Below are 18,584 nucleotides of genomic sequence, written 5' to 3' on the forward strand. Positions count from 1 at the left end.
ATCTGAGTTTCAACTGATTCTGAATAATTATTCATAACCACTCGCACAGAAAAGAGCCGTAAGGTAGATATTTATGGCTCTTTACTATAGGCGAAATGTAGGAATTATTTCGGGACAATTACTTACTGATGAAAGTCAGCATAAATTCAGTGGCAATCAGGACATTTATATTAAAGCCTGTTACTGATATGCCGCTTTTTTATACAAAGAAAAATAAGAATATTGTTCTTATTTATTGGATTCTGGAGCCAAAGAGAAATGACTCGAAAAATTGAAGGTGGAATGAAGCCTAACTTGCAGCCTCATCCACCAAAAGATCCTAAGCCAAGGAAAGATTACTTTGCTGGGCAATCTGTGGCTAAGGTGGCAGGGCAATCTTACGTTAGCCCAAAAAAAGGTGAGACGCTAACAGGGAAAGCCCCAACACCTCTTGTGCAACGAAACGCGCTCTCCTTTGAGATTGATAACCTGCAACCAGCAGCACCGATTACTTTTAAAGGTGCCACCATCGATCCAGAGTACAACTATCCGATCGTACCCCAAAAAGATTTGTATAAGAGCAAGACGTTAGGCACGGGAGGATTTGGTGTTGTGAATCTTATGGTTCACAGGCATACCAATCAGAACCTTGCCCTTAAAATAGTGGCTGATGATGATGAGCGCAGACTAGAATGTGCACAATTGATAAAAATTCAGCGTGCAGTCGCAAGAACAGGCGGGAACTCAGAGAATATTGCCAACATCATTTCCCTGAGTCGAGGAAGATCAGATAAAAAATACGCCCTTTTAGAGTACGGAGGTATGGATTTAAGAAAGTCGTTAAAAGAGGATGGTTGTTTCAAAGGTGTAGAGCTAAAAGAGGCTTTTTTTCAGGCGGTCAATGGGGTCAGTACGCTATTCCAGGCCGGTTATCAGCATCATGACATAAAGCCTGAAAATATTTTGATTAATGATAAAGGCAAGGTAAAAATCTGTGATTTCGGGTTTGCAGAAGAACTTGGCGGAAGTATTCAGATCCTTAGTGGAACCCCCTTTTATAAGCCACCGGAAAAAATGTATAGACTGGATGATCATAATAATGACAGGGCGGACTCCTGGTCCTTGGGCTGTACGTTCGCGGAAATGCGTCTGGGTTACCCGGTAATGCCAGTAGGTGATGAAATACCCTTTAATGAGGCTATGGAAGCAATAAAAACATTGAGAACAGAGGCATACGAGGAGCTCTTGGAAAAGGAAGGACAGGAAGCTGCTGAGTTATTCATGTCATTAACGGAACCGGACCCTGCGGACCGGTTATCCCCCACTGAAGCACTGTCTCACCCTTACTTTGCCACCTTGCGTTGATAGCTCATGGTGCTTTGTTGACATTTTTTTTAAGAATCCCTTATTAATGAAGCAGAGCCATTGCCTGGTCAGTATTTTTAGGGCCAAGAGAATGAATGGTTATGCATAATCCAGCTCTCATTCTGTATATTTTTCAGTACGCTCATGGTCCAGGCATCCGGGTCAAACACGCCGCAATGAATGCGGCGTGTGTATCGGGTTTTAGCCGGTGTTGCGATTAAGCCAGGTCAAAGCGATCAGCATTCATCACTTTGGTCCAGGCGGCGACAAAGTCACGAACGAATTTTTCCTGATTATCGTCCTGGGCGTACACTTCTGCGTAAGCTCGCAGAATTGAGTTGGAACCAAATACCAGGTCAACACGGGTAGCGGTCCACTTCACGGTATCGGTCTTGCGGTCCCGGATCTCATAGAGACCATCAGCGGCCGGTTTCCATGTGTAGTTCATGTCCACCAGGTTAACGAAGAAGTCTGTGGTTAACTGACCTTCGCGATCGGTGAAGACCCCGTGTTTGCTGCCACCATGGTTAGTACCCAGAACCCGCATACCGCCGATCAGTACTGTCATTTCGTGGGCGGTGAGTCCCATTAATTGAGCCCGGTCCAGCAGCATCTCTTCCGCTGCCACGGCGTAATCCCTCTTCAGCCAGTTGCGGAAGCCATCGTGCAGAGGCTCAAGCACTTCGAAGGACTTAACATCCGTCTGCTCCAGCGTCGCATCACCACGGCCAGCAGCGAAAGGCACCTTAACGTCAAAACCCGCTGCCTTGATAGAGGCTTCCAGACCGACATTACCGGCCAGAACAATCACGTCTGCCAGGCTGGCACCGGCTTCTGTTGCAATCGGTTCCAGTACCGAGAGCACTTTTTCCAGACGCTTGGGCTCGTTGCCTTCCCAGTCCTTCTGGAAATCGAAACGGATACGGGCACCGTTGGCACCGCCGCGCTTATCGGAGCCACGGAAAGTCCGGGCACTGTCCCAGGCCGTAGTGATCATCTCACTGTTGCTCAGGCCGCTGGCGGCAATTCTGGCCTTGAGCGCAGCCACATCGTAATCGGTCTTGCCTGCAGGTACCGGGTCTTGCCAGATCAGCGCTTCCTGTGGTGCATCCGGACCGATGTAGCGGGTTTGTGGTCCCATATCCCGGTGGGTCAGCTTGAACCAGGCGCGGGCAAACACTTCGGAGAAGTAGGCGTGGTCATCACGGAAGCGTTCGGAAATCTTGCGATATTCCGGGTCTACCTTCAGCGCCATATCCGCATCGGTCATAATGGGGTTATAGCGGATGGATGGGTCTTCCACATCCACAGGCTTGTCTTCTTCGGCAATGTTAATGGGCTCATATTGCCAGGCACCGGCCGGACTCTTCTTCAGTTCCCAGTCGTATTTGAACAGCAGGTGGAAATAGCCGTTATCCCACTGGGTTGGGTTGGTGGTCCAGGCACCTTCAATACCGGAAGTCACAGTATTGCGGCCAATGCCCCGGCTGGTTTTGTTGAGCCAGCCAAGACCCTGGTCTTCCAGTTCAGCACCTTCCGGAGCCTCACCCAGCAGTTCAGCCTTACCGTTACCGTGACACTTACCTACGGTATGGCCACCGGCGGCAAGGGCTACGGTTTCCTCAGCGTTCATCGCCATACGCCAAAAGGTGACGCGCATGTCGTGGGCGGTTTTCAGTGGATCAGGATTGCCATCCACACCTTCCGGGTTGACGTAAATCAGACCCATCATCACCGCTGCCAATGGGTTTTCCAGGTCACGCATCCCGGAGTAGCGTCCACCTTCTTCGGTGCTTGGCTTCAGCCACTCTTTTTCAGAGCCCCAGTAAGTATCTTTTTCAGGGTGCCAGATATCTTCCCGGCCGAATGCGAAGCCAAAGGTTTTCAGCCCCATGGATTCATAAGCGACAGTACCTGCATAAGCCAGCAGGTCAGCCCAGCTCAGCTTGTTACCGTACTTTTTCTTGATCGGCCATAACAGGCGACGGGCTTTGTCCAGGTTGGCGTTGTCGGGCCAGGAATTCAATGGGGCAAAGCGCAGGTTACCGGTACCGCCACCGCCACGGCCATCGGCAATACGGTAAGTACCGGCCGCATGCCAAGACATGCGTACCATCAGGCCGCCGTAGTGTCCCCAGTCGGCAGGCCACCACTCCTGGGAGTTGGTCATCAGATCTTTAAGGTCTTGCTTCAGGCCGGCAAAATCGAGCGTTTTCACCGCTTCCCGATAGTTAAACTCTGGTGCCATCGGGTCGGTTTTTTGGTCATGCTGATGCAGAATGTCGAGGTTCAGAGTTTTTGGCCACCAGTCAACATTCGACTTGCCGCTCTCGGTCACCGCGCCGTGCATAACGGGACATTTTCCAGAGTGGGGATGATTCATTGCTCAGTTCTTCTTGTGGGTTACGTTGGCAGCATTATCAGTTTTCCGACGGGGTGCTGGTTTGACTTGGGTCAATGTTTTTTCTTCTATATCAGTATATTACGAATTTTATTTGATTGTCTATGGGATGTTTTCGCGTTTTTTTAGGTAGGTGTACTGATTGTTGATTGCTGGCAGTTAACTGCCTGGGGTTTCTGCTTCAGAAAAGGAAAGTGAGCATGGTTAGACCAATAGATGTTCAATCCAGTGAGACTTCAACCTTGTCGGTGATGATGAAAGCCGTATCTTCAAGGTAGTAAGCGGCCTCATTAATAAATACCGGATAGCCTGGTTCCCCGGAGTGTCGGATATCATCACCCTGAAATGTCATAAAAATGGGGTGACCGGTTTTCAGCAGACGATAGTCCCGATCCTGAAGGTCTTTGTGAACCATTGCGGTCAGATTCCCTTGTTCATTTCTGGGGTAGGGTACTTTTTCCCTGAACCTGAATACCGTTACTGCATCAGGAAGCTTGGGTTCCTGGCGAGTTTTGCACAGAGTCAGGAACTTAACGACCAGATCCACCACTTTCTCAGTGGTTTCAAAGAGGTCATGACGAAGCACGGCATTGGCTAAGGGACCAACCTCAATCACAATACCAAAACGTGAAATGCTGTTTAAAGACTGGTGCTGACCATGGTCAACATCGCTGAGCAGGATCCGGGCTTCGGGAATATTTTTCTGAACATAAGCCGCAGTGTGAAGGTTTAGTGGCTCACTATTTCTGACGATCAGGGTAATGCCCATATTGGCGGTGGTACTGTGGAGATCAACCAGGAAGTGCTGGTCTATGTCATTCTGAGCAAAGTGTCTGGCGATTTCTCTTGCCCGCTGACACTCATGGGCGTCTTGAGTACCGGTGAGAACCCGGGGAGAAAATGATCGGTTCAAATCCTGATCAATAAACCGCCTTGCCCGGGCAAAGGCTTCCGGATTGGCAAGGAGCGTTGCCACTTCCAGGGCATTATCCTGATAAACCCCCGCTTGCTCTGCCTTGCCTATGAAGTAGGGACCGATGTATTCATTGCCGTGGGTTCCGCCAATAATAGTGACTTTTTCAATGACCTGATGATTGCCATTTTTCATCATTAACCTCTCTGGCAGTGCAATTGTTTATCTGATTTTTTATGACTGCCTGACTGCATTTGTTATCAACGAACAGCGTATGCGTGATGTGTTTAACCCACTTTTCACCATTGGTTAGATGATACTACCGGGGGGATTTCTTGCTGAGACTAGTTATAGTCCGATGATTACGCCAGTTTTACTGTGCAGGGAATCATTCCCGGCGTTTACATTTTTATTTCAAGTTGAACAATTCTTTCAAGTTTTATCGGGAGTACCAGTTCGCCTCCTGACTGCAGGCTTTTAAGCTGAAGCTCACTGTCACTGAGGCTGTTAATAATGCCCTCATACTGGCGTCCATTGCTCAGGGTAATTCTGATTTGCCGCAGTTCACCTTCAGTCAAACTGGTCAGCTTCACAGGTTGGTACCGGATATGCTGACCAACATACACTGCTCTCAGGTCAATTTCCTGTTCAGGCAGGGAGGCTGATTGGTCATCATAGGGTTCAGATACAGGGTTTGCCCTGCGGCTGTCTACGTCCGGCAATTCGACGTTGCTCAACAGTATTGCCTGCAGTTCAGCCACTTTTTTACTTATCTCCCCCGGAACAATCGTGAGTATTGGCGCAATGATTTCACTATTGTTAATCGATACAGAGCGCTGGTTAACCACCGGAACGTCATCTTCCCGGTACTGCCGGTTGAAAAGAAACGGGGACTGAAATTCCAGGCTAATGGAGACGGTCTCTGGATTGTTGAGGAAGTCCTGGTATGCCTCTCGAATAGAATCCCCCGGAATAACGCCCCATAGTGCCGCGTAGTATTGATTCTCCCGTGATACTTCCCGGGCAACATACTCAGCAGTTGAAACGCCAGAGCGTTGAGCGCAGAACCTGACTTTCCGGCTTATATACCCATCATCCTGATACCAGAAAGAAAGTTGCTTCAGTCCTGCAGTTTCGGTTTTGAATGCTGCCCGGTCAAGATGGCTTATGTTATCGATGGACAAGCCTAACGTAGTAAATCCCAACCCCTGGATTTCGCTTTCAAAGACAAGGTCAAGCGTTTGGTTGAAGTCATGAAATTGATATCGGAGTCCGAGATTGACTAAATTGGCCGAGGTATAACCCATTGATTCAAGCTGTGCAGGGCCAAAGAGAAACTGGTCATGACAAGCTTCGGGAAGGCTTGTGTTTAATGACTCATTCCTTTTGGCAAAGTGGGCTTCCAGGTGAGGGTAGTCCAGAAAAAATAAGTTCATGCCCTGCAGCTCTACAGTCAGGGATTGCGGTATCAGAGAGTAATCACCGGTTAAGGCTGGCTGGTACAGTCCATAAAGCTCTGGAAAGCGAAGGGATATTCGCTGTATTTCCAGTCTGTGCTGCTGGCCGGATGGTAGATCAATCGTTGCATTGTGAAGCTTGATAGTGCCGCCCAGGCCTATATCAATTTGCTCATAGCTTACACGGGCATAAGGAGAGAGGCTGGCGACCCACTGATTTACCATCAAGGTGATTTTACTGGATAAAAAGTACATAATTCCCGGCAAAATAACGGCTGCCAGAATTGTGACAAGCGTAAGTCCTTTTAACAAACGAAGCACTTTATCACCCTGAATTATCCATAAAATCTTATATGGTCAGGAATTTTGCCAGCAATTCACAAGGGAAGCCAGCGTCCTCTTTGATATGTTCAGCTCCCGTTTGGCGGATGGACTTTACTGATTGCTGCCAGGTTCCGGGAGGCTGGCCGCCCCACCATGCCGGAACTTATCCGGATTTTCAGTGTCTTACTGTATATAGGGAAAAATAATAATTAACTCAATATGATGGCAGAGTGCATTCTCTGCTTTGGACTTAGCAGGAGGCCCCATGGCAGAAGCTGTATCCATGCAATTAGCGGTACCTATGCAACCGGCGGCATCCATGCCGCCGGATTTGCCCAATTCCGGCCAGACAGCCAATGTCAGCTGCACTGAACTGACCAAAGAAAAGAATCTGTATGTTACCGATGCTATGGGTAACTCCAGGCAGTTGCGGCTGGTGGAGCGTTGGGAGCTGCGGACTGTTCAAAACAGGATTTTTGCCAAGCCATTAGGTAGTGAGTTAAGAACAGTCATTGAGAGGAACGTTACAAGCCAGTGCCCGCAGCCACCATCTTCGCTTACAGCGCCGCCTTCAATGCCAATAGCGGTTTCACAGCCAGCTTTTATCAGCAATGTTGTCTCAGGTAACAGGATATTGCCTGCCTGGACGGCCTTACCCGATAGGTCAATTGCCTCTCTCTTTACCACACCACCTGCACTGCATGTTGTGGTCTGTGGACCTGACCTGACAGAAAGCCCGTCAGCGCAAATTATCATTGAGGTGATAGCAAAAGTAGCACAACTGATTGCCTTGTTAACGGGTGGCAGTGCTCAGATCATTGATGCCGGACAGGGGGAGTCTGAGGATCACGCAGCGTCCCAGGGGGGCAGGGTGCCCTTGTCTCAACGACATTCAATCAGTGAACTGTTAGGTAACCTTATCAACAGGCTCATGTTGCAGGGGCGTCCGGAAGATATTCAAAAAGCGATGGAGTTATCCAGATTGGCGGAGAAGCTGTCGCTGGCTTTAAAAGATGCTAACTCACTGACAGACTCTGCTTTATTGCAAGAAGTTGACTCTCTTTTAAATCAGTACGCCACTAACGCTGATATTGCTGTTGAAATTGCCCCTGAAAAAGGACTTGCTCTTGTTAATCGGCAATACCATTCGGAGTTATTAAAGCCGGGGGTAGTCAATGGGTTTGGCAGCGGAGTAGAGCATGATGGATTATCTGTACCAATAAAGTCCGGGGTGCATAATGGGCATGGCGAGAGCAGGCTGAAAAACGGGGAAGGGCCTGTTTCCCCGGGGAACAGGAGTGCAAATGAAGCTGTTCGTCCTGAGTCAGGTAACAAGGTCGGCATTAATACCAGTATCAATACCAGTGCCAATAACAGTGCAACGCCCATCAGTTCCGCTCAGGCAATGGGTTCGTTAAACCAGTTGCTTGCTTCAATGGGGTTGGCCAATATCGCAGCACAACCACCACTGGCTGTGGAAAGTGGTCAAAAGCAGCCACCTCCCATTATTTTACCTAATACAGCTCCAAATCCCTTGAATCGGTCTGATAGGAAAAGGAAAAGCAGGAAAGAACGTGAAGAAGAGGAAGAGGAAGAAAAAGAAAGGGAAGGGTCATCTTTTTTATTCGATGATGAGCCTTTTGATGATGACGAATAAAGGAAAACGTCTGAAGGAATGACACCAGTGTTTCCTTAGCCGCCTTAAAGCCCGCTTCCCGTGGAATCTTGCCAGTTTGCTTTGTTGTTTTCCCCATCAGTGATACAGATTAAACTACAAAAGCGGAATGGGCAGGCCTGAAACAATTGGTGTCGTACAGGCTGACAAAAACATATGGCAGAACCTGAAGATGTTTATCCTCAGCGAGGAAGGTGGCTCAAATGTGAATGATTGTCTTCCTGCGTAAGCCCTGCACCTCTTTTTTAGAACTTTAGTTTTTTTAATGAGTCAAAGTCTAAAGGTACTCTTTAAGGGCACATCTTCGTCAGGATTAAGGATGATTTAATATAGGAGAAATTGGTGGATCAATTATCCCAAACCTTATGTGATCATAAGCCAAATTCTTTTACTAACACTGCTATCTTGTCCAACACACAAGTCGAGCTGATAAAAACAGTGGTTAAATATGGGGCGTATAAACTCACGAAAGAAGAATTTATGATCGTTATCGATTATCTTCTTAAAAGAAGTATTCCTTCTAAAACACCACCGAAAATGGCAATTTTTATTTATGATCATCTGGAGATCACTGCGAAAATAAAATCCTTGCGCACTCTCCCTGAGAGTTTTAAAAATGATGACTTGTACAATGAACTCATTTGTTCAGGAATGATAGGGCTCAAATACCTTCCGGAACATATTAAAAATAAAAACAAAGAATACTGCCTGTCACAATTATTCTATGGCTTGTGTCAATTATCAGTAGTTCCGGTTCATTTTATAACAAAAGAAGCCATTTTGGATTCACTCAATGACCAGAAATGGATTAGTAATTATTATGAGTTTTTGATGAATCAACGTCGATACAGTACTTTCTACAAGGACCCTGTCTTGATTGAAGAGGTGCTGATAAAGATTGTCACAGCTGAATTGGGAGAAGATGAGCCAATAAAGAGATGTCATTGCATGGTCTTGGGTAATGTATATAGGTTTGTCTCACAAAGATATAAGGCAGATGAAAAAAAACTTGGTTTGTTATTTAAGAAGCTGGTGAATGCCAATCCTTTTTTCTTGATTCATATTGAATGGCATCCATGATATTGGCGTACTTAATGGCCAGTTTGGGGTTATGCCTACGTCAACGATACCGGCATTTCACTTTACCGGGCGTCGATGGGTGTTCCTAAGCGCGTTGTTGGGGAACTCCGCTTATTTCGCCTTTCCATTACCAGGAAAGCTTGAATGCTGGATCGAAGCGATTGAACGTCCTGACTTTGGCTGGGATGGTTTACGGGATTGGGGTGATGTTGAGTTTTATGGCTCCATAAAAAGCGGTCTTGGTGCGAAAGACTCTAAAACCTGGGGTTATACGCCAGAGGTTATACAGCGGCTAAGCTTTGCCAATGCCCTATGCGAAAATTTGCTCGCTGCCGTGTTATTAAGGTCACGCTTGCGTCGGGATTCACAAGATTATTATTATCAAAATCAACAGGCAGTGGAAGAGACAGAAAACTTTATTGAACAGCTACTGAACGAATACCTGTCAGGATTTTTTGCCAAAGAAAAAGAATTACAGCCCAAGTCAAGATTGCAAGAATTTATGGGGTTAGACGATACCAAATACCGTTCATGGTTGACTCGCTCAGCCCTGGAGATTCTGTACTGGACTGCCCAGCAGCCTGATGAGGTCACAGACCCCGGTGCATTAAACCCTGATCGTGAGTACTACTCAGAACACCTGAAGAACACCGGGCAGTTGGATAAAATACTGTACCCGAAAACTTTGCACCCCACTGACACGCAGAAAAAGTATCCCAGAGACTTCCATCAAGCCAATGGTGAGCAAAATCTCGGAGCCTTTAACGCTATTTTACCTCTGGTCGCTCTGACCCGGGGAATTACAAGGTTTGCTGCCAATATTATTGTATCCGCATCAATACCCAGGGGGGGTAATATGGAATGAATAAGTCCAGAACTATTTACAGTGTGTTTTGTTGTACTGGCTGTCCTGAATCCTTCCGTACAAAATCTTGTTGAAGATTTAATCAGAAACTGAACTTTTTCCTGATCGATGTGTCAGAAAGGTGTATTACCCAAACAACAACGAACTTTTTTTGGTATCAAATTATGGACCCTCTTCTCGCACCGAAATTTTTGAATCTGAATCCGGTTTCCAATACCGTGAAGCCTCAGGATCAAACTGAAGATAATCAAGCAGGAGGAAAAAACACGCAAGGCAATTTTCGTGGCATACTCGTCAAGTTAGCTGATGTTATTCCGAAAACTGTACTCATAAAAGCCAATGAAGATATTGAAGAAGCAACAAATCCTGATTTCAATAGTGTTATCAAAGGCTATCCAAAGTCAAAAAGTGAAGTTATGGAGTATGAGGTATGGACCCTTTTTGAACCGACGAAATTATTCTGCAAACCGTCACTGGTTATTCCTGAATATAGTCCTGCTTTTTTTCAAATTCCTCTGACTGGTGACAGTGCTCCCGGCATCACTGGCCTCCTCCTGGATGACCGCTGCGAACTTATGAACAGAGAAGCTATTGAACCTGAACTCAGAAAATATGTGAAGTCGGATGCAGTTATCAATTTGTTATTCTGTGCGATTAAAAGAATGGCTGTTGAGTTGCAATTGGGTGGCCACACCATAAATATTCTGACAGCCGAAATTCTGCGTTACCCTGTAACTGCGGAAGTAACATCGGATAAAATGGAACGTGGCTGGTACAATTATGGCGATAGAAACCGACCTTGCAAGTCCACCATCTTTATGATGGTAACGATGAACAAAAAAATTACGGATGCTGGATGCGGATACAGGGGGGGAGACATCAACATTGCGTTTAGAGAAACAGGCTTAGAGCCAAAACCTGTAGAAGGAACCATAGAGTCTTATGATGTTAGTGTCGAAAATAGTGCCATCCTGCTGAAAACTGACCCTGAAGTGATTGTTCGCACTAATAATGCATTTCTGGTTGGTGATGTTGACATTGCAGAAAAACGCGTACTTGCCTTAAAAGTTACTGTCGATAAGTAGTTGGGTAAATGGAATCGTATATTTCTGACTAAGTGGACAGCTACTATGTAAGGCACAACGCAGACAGCATAGCTGTATGACCTGGTCAAAAAAACAGGATTCCGTTTGGTTAACTGCTTAATAATCAGAAAACTCCGTCTTGATACCCACCCCGTTTCTAACGGGGTGGGCATGGAATAGACCTTGAGAGCAGTATTAGTAACTCGACCCGGGTAGTCATCAGCTTGCGACTAATTGGCAACAATATTCACCAGTTTACCGGGAACCACGATCACTTTGCGGACTGTCAGACCATCGGTGAACTTGCTGACGTTTTCATGCTCCAGAGCCAGCTTCTCAATGGCGTCTTTATCCAGGCCTGCCGGTACTTCCAGTTTTGCCCGCACCTTACCATTGACCTGAACCACCAGGGTGATGGCCTCTTTCTTCAGCGCTGCTTCGTCAGCTACCGGCCATAAAGCATCCAGTACTGGCTCAGAGTTGCCCAAAGCCTGCCAGATACTGTGCATGGCATGAGGCGCAATCGGTGCCAGCATCAGCGTGGTGGCCTCAATGGCTTCGCGCATGACGGCGCGATCCTGACTTTGTGAATGACTCACCTGGAACTTGCTGATGGCGTTGTTCAACTCCATGATCGCGGCAATGGCGGTATTGAAGGTCAGGCGGCGCTCACAGTCATCAGAAACCTTATTGATGGTTTCATGCACTTTACGGCGCAGATCCTTTTGCTCTTTGGTCAGGGCGTTCAGATCAAGAGCAGCCACATCACCACCGGCAATATGTTCTGCGGCCTGCTTCCAGAAGCGACGCAGGAAACGGTTGGCACCTTCTACAGCGCTTTCAGACCACTCCAGGGTTTGCTCCGGTGGCGCAGCGAACATGGTGTACAGACGGATCGTGTCAGCACCGTACTGATCAATCAGGTCCTGTGGGTCGATACCGTTGTTTTTGGATTTGGACATCTTGCTCATGCCCGCATGCTCAACCACTTCACCTGTCGTTTTCAGGGTAGCCTTAACCAGACGTCCTTTGTCGTCAAACTCGCTGTCGACATCGGTCGGGGCAATCCACTGCTTGACGCCTTTTTCATCAAGCTTGAAGAAGGTGTCAGCCAATACCATGCCCTGGCAGAGCAGGCGCTTGAACGGCTCATCGCTATCCACCAGGCCGGCATCACGCAGCAGCTTGTGATAGAAACGGGAGTAGAGCAGGTGCATAACCGCATGCTCGATACCACCAATGTACTGGTCCACCGGCAGCCAGTAGTTGGCCTGCTCAGGGTTCAGCATCTGGTCATCAGACTGTGGCGAGCAGTAGCGGGCGTAGTACCAGCTGGACTCCATGAAGGTATCAAAGGTATCAGTCTCACGGGTGGCAGGCTGGCCGTTGTGGGTGGTTTTTGCCCATTCAGGATCTGCTTTGATGGGCGACTGAACCCCGTCCATTTCCACGTCTTCTGGCAGCAGCACCGGCAGATCTTCCAGAGGAACAGGAACTTCAGTACCGTCTTCCAGGTAGCGCATCGGAATTGGTGCCCCCCAGTAACGCTGACGGCTGACACCCCAGTCGCGCAGGCGATAGTTCACCTGACGCTCACCTTTGCCTTCTGCAATCAGTCGGTCGGCGATGGCATTGAACGCCTCTTCTGAACTCAGGCCGTCAAACTCACCGGAGTTCACCAGCTTACCCTTGTCCGTAAAAGCCGCTGCGCCAAGGTCAATGGCTTCGCCATTGGCAGGCTCGACGACCTGTTCGATGGGCAGACCAAAGCGGGTGGCAAACTCGTAGTCCCGCTGGTCATGGCCGGGAACGGCCATCACTGCACCGGTACCGTAATCCATCAGTACAAAGTTGGCCGCCCATACAGGGACTTCACGCCCCGTGATTGGGTGAATGGCCCGGATGCCGGTATCGACACCGACCTTTTCCATGGTGGCCATTTCGGCTTCAGTCACGGCATTGGATTTGCAGTCATGGATGAAGGTGGCAAGGGCAGGGTTATTGGCCGCTGCCGCTTTGGCCAATGGGTGCTCTGAAGCAATGCCCACGTAGGTCACGCCCATCAGGGTATCAGGTCGGGTGGTGTAAACCTTGAACTCATCAGGGGCACCTTCAGGCCCATTTGCAACCTTGAAGGTCATCTGTACGCCTTCGGAGCGGCCAACCCAGTTGCGCTGCATGGCCTTGACCTGCTCTGGCCAGTGTTCGAGTTTATCGAGGTCGGCCAGCAGTTCGTCGGCGTAGGCGGTGATTTTGACAAACCACTGGGGCAGTTCTTTGCGCTCAACGACCGTATCACAACGCCAGCAGCGGCCATCTTCAACCTGCTCGTTGGCCAGTACGGTGGCGTCGTTTGGGCACCAGTTAACGGTGGCCATTTTTTTGTATACCAGGCCTTTTTCGTAGAGCCGGGTAAAGAACCATTGCTCCCACTTGTAGTAATCCGGCTTACAGGTTGCCAGCTCACGATTCCAGTCATAGCCGAAACCCAGGCGCTTGAGCTGGCCTTTCATGTAATCGATGTTTTCGTAGGTCCAGGGTGCGGGTGCCGTCTTGTTTTTGATGGCGGCATTTTCGGCAGGCAGACCAAAGGCATCCCAGCCCATAGGCTGCAGGACATTCTTGCCCCGCATGCGCTGGTAGCGTGAAATCACATCACCAATGGTGTAGTTACGAACATGCCCCATGTGCAGTCGGCCACTGGGGTACGGGAACATGGAGAGGCAGTAGAACTTCTCTTTATTCTTCTCGTCTGAACAGCCTTCTGAAGTGCCTTCGGTAACAGCAAAACTGTCATTGTCTTCCCAGAATTTCTGGGCTTCGCTCTCAATCTGATGCGGTTGGTAATGCTCTTCCATCATCGCTCAACGGGCTTAATGTAAAGGATCGCTTTGATGCTTTCCTGAAAGCCGTCCGGTGAGAAAAGCTTCGTGGAAAACCAATCAAAGAGTCAGGGAAACTAATAACCCGCAAGGATACAACACTGCCTGCGCAACTGCACTTTTCCTGTGGATTTATCCATACAGATTGTCCTCCATTGATCTATATCATCCGTCCTGACTGTCAATATTTGGTAAGGTGATGCATTTTTCGTCATCCATTCATTCTCACTTTCTGGAAAACATAATGAGCGATATCGCGATATCCATATCGATCCTGTCGCTGGTGGCCGTGCTGGGCCTGTGGATAGGTAACTGGCGCATCCGCGGCGTCGGTATGGGCATAGGTGGAGTGCTGTTCGGGGGTATTCTGGTGGGGCACTTTGTCTATCAGATGGATATTCATCTGGACAGCCATACACTGGAGTACATCAAAGAATTTGGCCTGATTCTTTTTGTTTACACCATCGGGATTCAGGTGGGGCCGGGCTTCTTTTCATCGCTGAAAAGCAGCGGTCTGAAATTGAATGCCTTTGCCGCAGGGCTGGTACTGCTGGGCGGGGTGGTGGCCACCGTACTTCATCTGATGTTTGATGTTCCACTGCCCGTTGTCCTGGGGGTTTATTCGGGCGCGGTGACGAATACGCCTTCTCTGGCGGCGGGTACCGGCATTCTGGCCGAGCTGGGGACGCCAGAGAGCATGCTGGCACTGCCAGGTTCTGCCTATGCGGTGGCTTACCCGTTTGGTATCTGTGGCATTCTGCTGAGTATGTGGTTTATCCGGCGACTGTTCAAAATAGACGTTAACCAGGAGGCGGAAGCCTTTGAGAAAGTGTCCGGTACCGGAAAGGAAAGCCTGTATACCATCAATGTTGCCATTCGAAACCCGAATATTGATGGCCTGGCGCTTCAGGATGTTCCGGGGCTGAATGACGGAGAACTGGTCTGTTCCCGACTGAAGCGGGAGGAAGAGCTGATTGTCCCCAAGGGCAATACAACAGTGGCGTTGGGTGACATTCTCCATCTGGTTGGCAGTCGACAGAAATTACAGAGTGCCCGCCTTATTCTCGGCGAAGAGGTGGACGCGTCCCTGACCACCAAGGGTACGGAGCTCAGAACTTCCCGGGTGGTGGTAACCAATGAGAAGGTGCTGGGTAAAAAGCTGATCGACCTGAAATTCAAGCAGCGTTATGACGTGGTGGTTTCCCGCCTGAACCGCTCCGGTGTGGAGCTGGTGCCCAACCGGGAGGCGACGTTGCAGTTTGGTGATATTCTCAACCTGGTTGGTCGCCCTGAGTCGATTGATGCGGTGGCCAATCAGGTGGGCAATGCCCAGCAGAAGCTGCAACAGGTTCAGATGATGCCAGTGTTTATTGGTATTGGTCTGGGGATTTTGCTGGGCTCTGTGCCACTGGCTATCCCGGGCCTGCCTGCGGCGCTCAAGCTGGGGCTGGCGGGTGGACCTCTGCTGGTGGCGTTGATTCTTGGCCGAATAGGCAGTATTGGTCGTTTATATTGGTTTATGCCGCCCAGTGCCAACCTGGCGTTGCGGGAGATTGGTATTGTTCTGTTTCTGGCCGTGGTCGGTTTAAAGTCCGGGGAAAACTTTGTGGATATCCTGGTGCACGGGGATGGTTTGCAATGGATGCTGTACGGCGCAGTGATCACCCTGGTGCCGCTGCTGGTGATCGGTATTACCAGCCGTATGTTTGGTGGGCTTAACTATTTGAGCCTCTGTGGCCTGCTGGCAGGCTCCATGACGGACCCACCTGCGCTGGCCTTTGCCAATAGTCTGCATGAAAAGTCCGGAGCGGCGGCACTGTCCTACGCAACGGTTTATCCGCTGGTGATGTGTTTGAGAATTTTGTCACCGCAGATACTGGCAGTGTTGCTGTGGGGGCTCATGTAAGGAACTGTCCTGAGGGTTGGAACTAAAAAGCGCTGGTAATGGTCAAAGTCGTCTTAGTACCAGAAAACATAACCGGTTGTTGTTTCAGAGGATGCAGAGGAACTCAGATTATGCCCGGCCTTTTACAGCCCTTTTCAGTGATCACACCCTCAGGTCGACAGGTAGATGTTGCCTATAGCAATGATTCATCGCAGATATCCGCACTGAGCAGCCTGGAATGCATTCAATGCAGAAATATAACCTACAACGGCAGGAAAATTGATGGTTGTCATCATACGATCTGCCAACCTTGCATAGATAATAACGATTTATTAGCAACAGGAGAGCATAATTGCGATGGCATTATTGTTACCGGAAAAACATTAACCAGCTACAGTATAGAGACTAAGACGCTTCTGGATAATCTGATTGTTCTCTGCCCCTTTAGCAATTGTAACCAGAAAGCCCTGCTGTCAGATGTTGATCAACACATCAGAGACCACATCAACCCCGCTAATGGTTCGCTCAGTGAGATTCAAATAGCTAATGATCCAGGTGAATTGCCTCCAAACTCCCGGTGGTATGAACTTGAAGGCATAATCTATTATGTTGTTGAATCGAATGCTCAGTGACTTTGTAGCATTAAAAACTCAGCAGAGTCTCAATCACTTCTTAACTCATTGCTGGGTGATATCGGTGTTGGCAGTCTGAATACCACCAGATACGTAGAAACTATAAAGGTCAGAATTGCCGCTCCTTCGATCAGTAATGCGGTCTCCTGCTGGATTCTTCCTGCCGTCATGGCTCCGTAAGCCAGGAGTAGTGAGAATTCACTGCTCTGCCCCAAACGTAACCCCATTTCTGCCGCATTATCGTTCCGTTCGCCTGCCAGATGCTTCAGCAGATATTTAAACAGTATGGGCTTGGCAATTAATACGATCGCTGACGTCAATAGAATGGCCATCAGGAGATGACTTTTCAGCATCGGTTCAAACTGGGCTCCCACCGAAAAGAAAAACAGAATCAGAAAGAACTCCCTCAACGGTTTCAAACCCTCGGCAATAATCAGTGAGATTGGCGATGTAGCAATACTGACTCCGGCAATAAAAGCGCCGATCTCATGGGACAGACCAAAAGACTCCGCCAGTTGAGCTGCTGTCAGGCACCAGCCCAGTGACACCAGAAAAATATACTCAGAGATAATGTCAAAACGTCCCATTAGCGGTAGCAGGATATATCGGACAAAACTCCAGGCCCCCAGGGCAAATGCACAGGTTTTCAACGGCAGTAATAGCGCTTCGATATGGGCCCCACCGTTGCTGCTGTAAAGAATCAGAATGGTCAGAATGGCCAGAATATCTTCAAACAGCAGGATACTGATCATCACTTCACCGGTTCTCTTATGGTGCAGTGTTGTGGTAGGGATCAACTTTAAACTGAGTACGGTACTGGAAAAGGCCAGAGACAGGCCAGCGATCAACGCTTCTATCAATGGAAAACCAAAGAGCAGGGCAAGAACGGCACAGATCATGGCACCAACAGCGCTCAGGCAGAGAAAGGTTACCAGCGCCGTTTGTTTTAACTGTTTGAGCAGGTTTCTGGGGTGCAGGTGTAACCCCAGCAGAAACATCAACAGAATAATCCCCATGGTGGAGATCGCTTCAATATGTCCATCATCCATAACTACATTCAGACCCTGGGGACCAATCAGCATACCAAGGCCTATATAAGCGAGAATAATGGGTTGTTTCAGCCAGACAAACAGGGTACCCAGTAACGATGCACCACCAAAGATGACAGCCATTTCCAGAACAAGATGCTCAAACGGTCCTTGCACAGCGTAAACCTTATCGTTAAAACTATGGGACTGTTCAGGATAGTTGATCAAACAGGTTGGGATTGTCCGATTTTCAATGAGCGTGTCACAATAACGTGTCCCCACCAGGGCCTGCGGGGTCGTTCAGAAAAACAAGTGGACTCTTTTTTTCATGTTGCTGATTTGGCTGATCATAATGGGACTGATTTTTAAGTCATGGATTGCCTGGCTGGTACTGGTCATTCTTTATCTGTTCTCAACCCAGCCGGTTGCATCGCTGCTTATTCGCAGCCTTGAGTGCTACCCGGTCTTTACGCCGGGGCAAACACAACCTGTAGAGCCTCAGGCAGTGGTGATTCTTGGTGGTGGTTTACCTCGTATCAGCCCCGAGATGTCAGGCTTTCGCCCTTCCATGTATACCCTGGAGCGACTCCGTTATGGTGCATGGCTGAGCCGTCAGACTGAGTTGCCGGTTATGGTCAGTGGTGGCGGTTTCCGACCGGAAGCCGCCATCATGGCAGAAAGTCTTAAACATGATTTTGCTGTGGAAACCCGGTGGTTGGAGGATCAAAGTACTACAACCCGGGAAAATGCAGTGTATGCCCGTGAAATGCTGCCTGAGGATATTCAGTCGGTTTTACTCGTGACCCATGGCTGGCATATGCCAAGGGCTGTTCTCAGCTTTGAACGAGCTGGTTTCCATGTGATTCCGGCACCGGGGATGCTGGTCGATGCCCCAAAAGACACTTTCCGTATCAGTCGATGGTTGCCGAGTGCCCGTTATTTGAGCGACAGTGAACGTGCTTTAAGAGAGTACGCCGGGTATTTATGGTACTGGCTGATCTATCGCAGCTGAC

At 48.7% G+C, this 18,584-nt stretch carries 13 protein-coding genes; 8 read left to right on the forward strand and 5 right to left on the reverse strand.

Annotated features, from left to right (window positions below):
* The first annotated feature begins 258 nt into the window (after positions 1-258).
* On the forward strand, positions 259-1,344 hold the full coding sequence (locus J7439_RS14460) for a serine/threonine-protein kinase (RefSeq protein WP_209202696.1): 1,086 nt from the start codon (positions 259-261) through the stop codon (positions 1,342-1,344).
* Between the two features lie 217 nt (positions 1,345-1,561).
* On the opposite strand, the gene katG is transcribed toward J7439_RS14460, so the two are convergent.
* The 3 genes from katG to J7439_RS14475 form a co-directional block, all read right to left on the reverse strand.
* Positions 1,562-3,727, reverse strand: coding sequence for a catalase/peroxidase HPI (katG, locus tag J7439_RS14465; protein ID WP_286198359.1), 2,166 nt, complete (start codon positions 3,725-3,727; stop codon positions 1,562-1,564).
* Positions 3,728-3,965: 238 nt separating this feature from the next.
* On the reverse strand, positions 3,966-4,856 hold the full coding sequence (locus J7439_RS14470) for an aspartoacylase (RefSeq protein ID WP_209202698.1): 891 nt from the start codon (positions 4,854-4,856) through the stop codon (positions 3,966-3,968).
* Between the two features lie 203 nt (positions 4,857-5,059).
* The gene (locus J7439_RS14475) at positions 5,060-6,340 is read right to left on the reverse strand and encodes an aq_1923 C-terminal domain (RefSeq protein WP_502950423.1); all 1,281 of its coding nucleotides are present in this window, start codon (positions 6,338-6,340) and stop codon (positions 5,060-5,062) included.
* Positions 6,341-6,704: 364 nt separating this feature from the next.
* On the opposite strand from J7439_RS14475, the gene J7439_RS14480 reads away from it, so the two are divergent.
* From J7439_RS14480 to J7439_RS14495, 4 genes are all read left to right on the forward strand, one after another.
* Positions 6,705-8,096: a hypothetical protein gene (locus tag J7439_RS14480; RefSeq protein ID WP_209202700.1), complete on the forward strand. Its 1,392-nt coding sequence runs from the start codon at positions 6,705-6,707 to the stop codon at positions 8,094-8,096.
* Between the two features lie 360 nt (positions 8,097-8,456).
* Entirely contained in the window at positions 8,457-9,194 is a 738-nt protein-coding gene (locus J7439_RS14485; protein WP_209202701.1) for a hypothetical protein, read from the forward strand.
* Positions 9,178-10,059, forward strand: coding sequence for a hypothetical protein (locus J7439_RS14490; RefSeq protein WP_209202702.1), 882 nt, complete (start codon positions 9,178-9,180; stop codon positions 10,057-10,059). Before J7439_RS14485 ends, J7439_RS14490 begins: the two co-directional genes overlap by 17 nt.
* Positions 10,060-10,223: 164 nt before the next feature.
* Positions 10,224-11,144 carry a hypothetical protein gene (locus J7439_RS14495; RefSeq protein ID WP_209202703.1) on the forward strand — a complete coding sequence of 307 codons (921 nt, stop codon included), beginning with the start codon at positions 10,224-10,226 and terminating at the stop codon, positions 11,142-11,144.
* A 230-nt stretch (positions 11,145-11,374) separates the two neighbouring features.
* Here J7439_RS14495 and leuS read toward each other — a convergent pair whose 3' ends face one another.
* Positions 11,375-14,002: a leucine--tRNA ligase gene (gene leuS / locus J7439_RS14500; protein ID WP_209202755.1), complete on the reverse strand. Its 2,628-nt coding sequence runs from the start codon at positions 14,000-14,002 to the stop codon at positions 11,375-11,377.
* 268 nt (positions 14,003-14,270) lie between these two features.
* Here leuS and J7439_RS14505 point away from each other — a divergent pair, with 268 nt between their 5' ends.
* Positions 14,271-15,932: a putative transporter gene (locus J7439_RS14505; protein WP_209202704.1), complete on the forward strand. Its 1,662-nt coding sequence runs from the start codon at positions 14,271-14,273 to the stop codon at positions 15,930-15,932.
* A 110-nt stretch (positions 15,933-16,042) separates the two neighbouring features.
* Complete coding sequence (locus J7439_RS14510; protein WP_209202705.1) at positions 16,043-16,543, forward strand: hypothetical protein; 501 nt, start codon at positions 16,043-16,045, stop codon at positions 16,541-16,543.
* Positions 16,544-16,572: 29 nt separating this feature from the next.
* Here J7439_RS14510 and J7439_RS14515 read toward each other — a convergent pair whose 3' ends face one another.
* A complete protein-coding gene (locus J7439_RS14515; protein WP_209202706.1) occupies positions 16,573-17,748 on the reverse strand; it encodes a cation:proton antiporter domain-containing protein in 1,176 nt (391 codons plus the stop codon).
* Positions 17,749-17,923: 175 nt separating this feature from the next.
* Here J7439_RS14515 and J7439_RS14520 point away from each other — a divergent pair, with 175 nt between their 5' ends.
* Complete coding sequence (locus J7439_RS14520; RefSeq protein WP_209202707.1) at positions 17,924-18,583, forward strand: YdcF family protein; 660 nt, start codon at positions 17,924-17,926, stop codon at positions 18,581-18,583.
* Position 18,584 lies beyond the last annotated feature (1 nt).

Origin of the sequence: Salinisphaera sp. G21_0, assembly GCF_017744115.1 — a bacterium.
GTDB lineage: Bacteria > Pseudomonadota > Gammaproteobacteria > Pseudomonadales > Endozoicomonadaceae > Endozoicomonas.

Bases quoted from the DNA above. Each gene is read 5' to 3' on its own strand.
- J7439_RS14460 (WP_209202696.1), top strand. From the start codon at position 259: ATGACTCGAAAAATTGAAGGTGGAATGAAGCCTAACTTGCAGCCTCAT.
- katG (WP_286198359.1), bottom strand. From the start codon at position 3,727: ATGAATCATCCCCACTCTGGAAAATGTCCCGTTATGCACGGCGCGGTG.
- J7439_RS14470 (WP_209202698.1), bottom strand. From the start codon at position 4,856: ATGATGAAAAATGGCAATCATCAGGTCATTGAAAAAGTCACTATTATT.
- J7439_RS14475 (WP_502950423.1), bottom strand. From the start codon at position 6,340: ATGGTAAATCAGTGGGTCGCCAGCCTCTCTCCTTATGCCCGTGTAAGC.
- J7439_RS14480 (WP_209202700.1), top strand. From the start codon at position 6,705: ATGGCAGAAGCTGTATCCATGCAATTAGCGGTACCTATGCAACCGGCG.
- J7439_RS14495 (WP_209202703.1), top strand. From the start codon at position 10,224: ATGGACCCTCTTCTCGCACCGAAATTTTTGAATCTGAATCCGGTTTCC.
- leuS (WP_209202755.1), bottom strand. From the start codon at position 14,002: ATGGAAGAGCATTACCAACCGCATCAGATTGAGAGCGAAGCCCAGAAA.
- J7439_RS14505 (WP_209202704.1), top strand. From the start codon at position 14,271: ATGAGCGATATCGCGATATCCATATCGATCCTGTCGCTGGTGGCCGTG.
- J7439_RS14510 (WP_209202705.1), top strand. From the start codon at position 16,043: ATGCCCGGCCTTTTACAGCCCTTTTCAGTGATCACACCCTCAGGTCGA.
- J7439_RS14520 (WP_209202707.1), top strand. From the start codon at position 17,924: ATGGGACTGATTTTTAAGTCATGGATTGCCTGGCTGGTACTGGTCATT.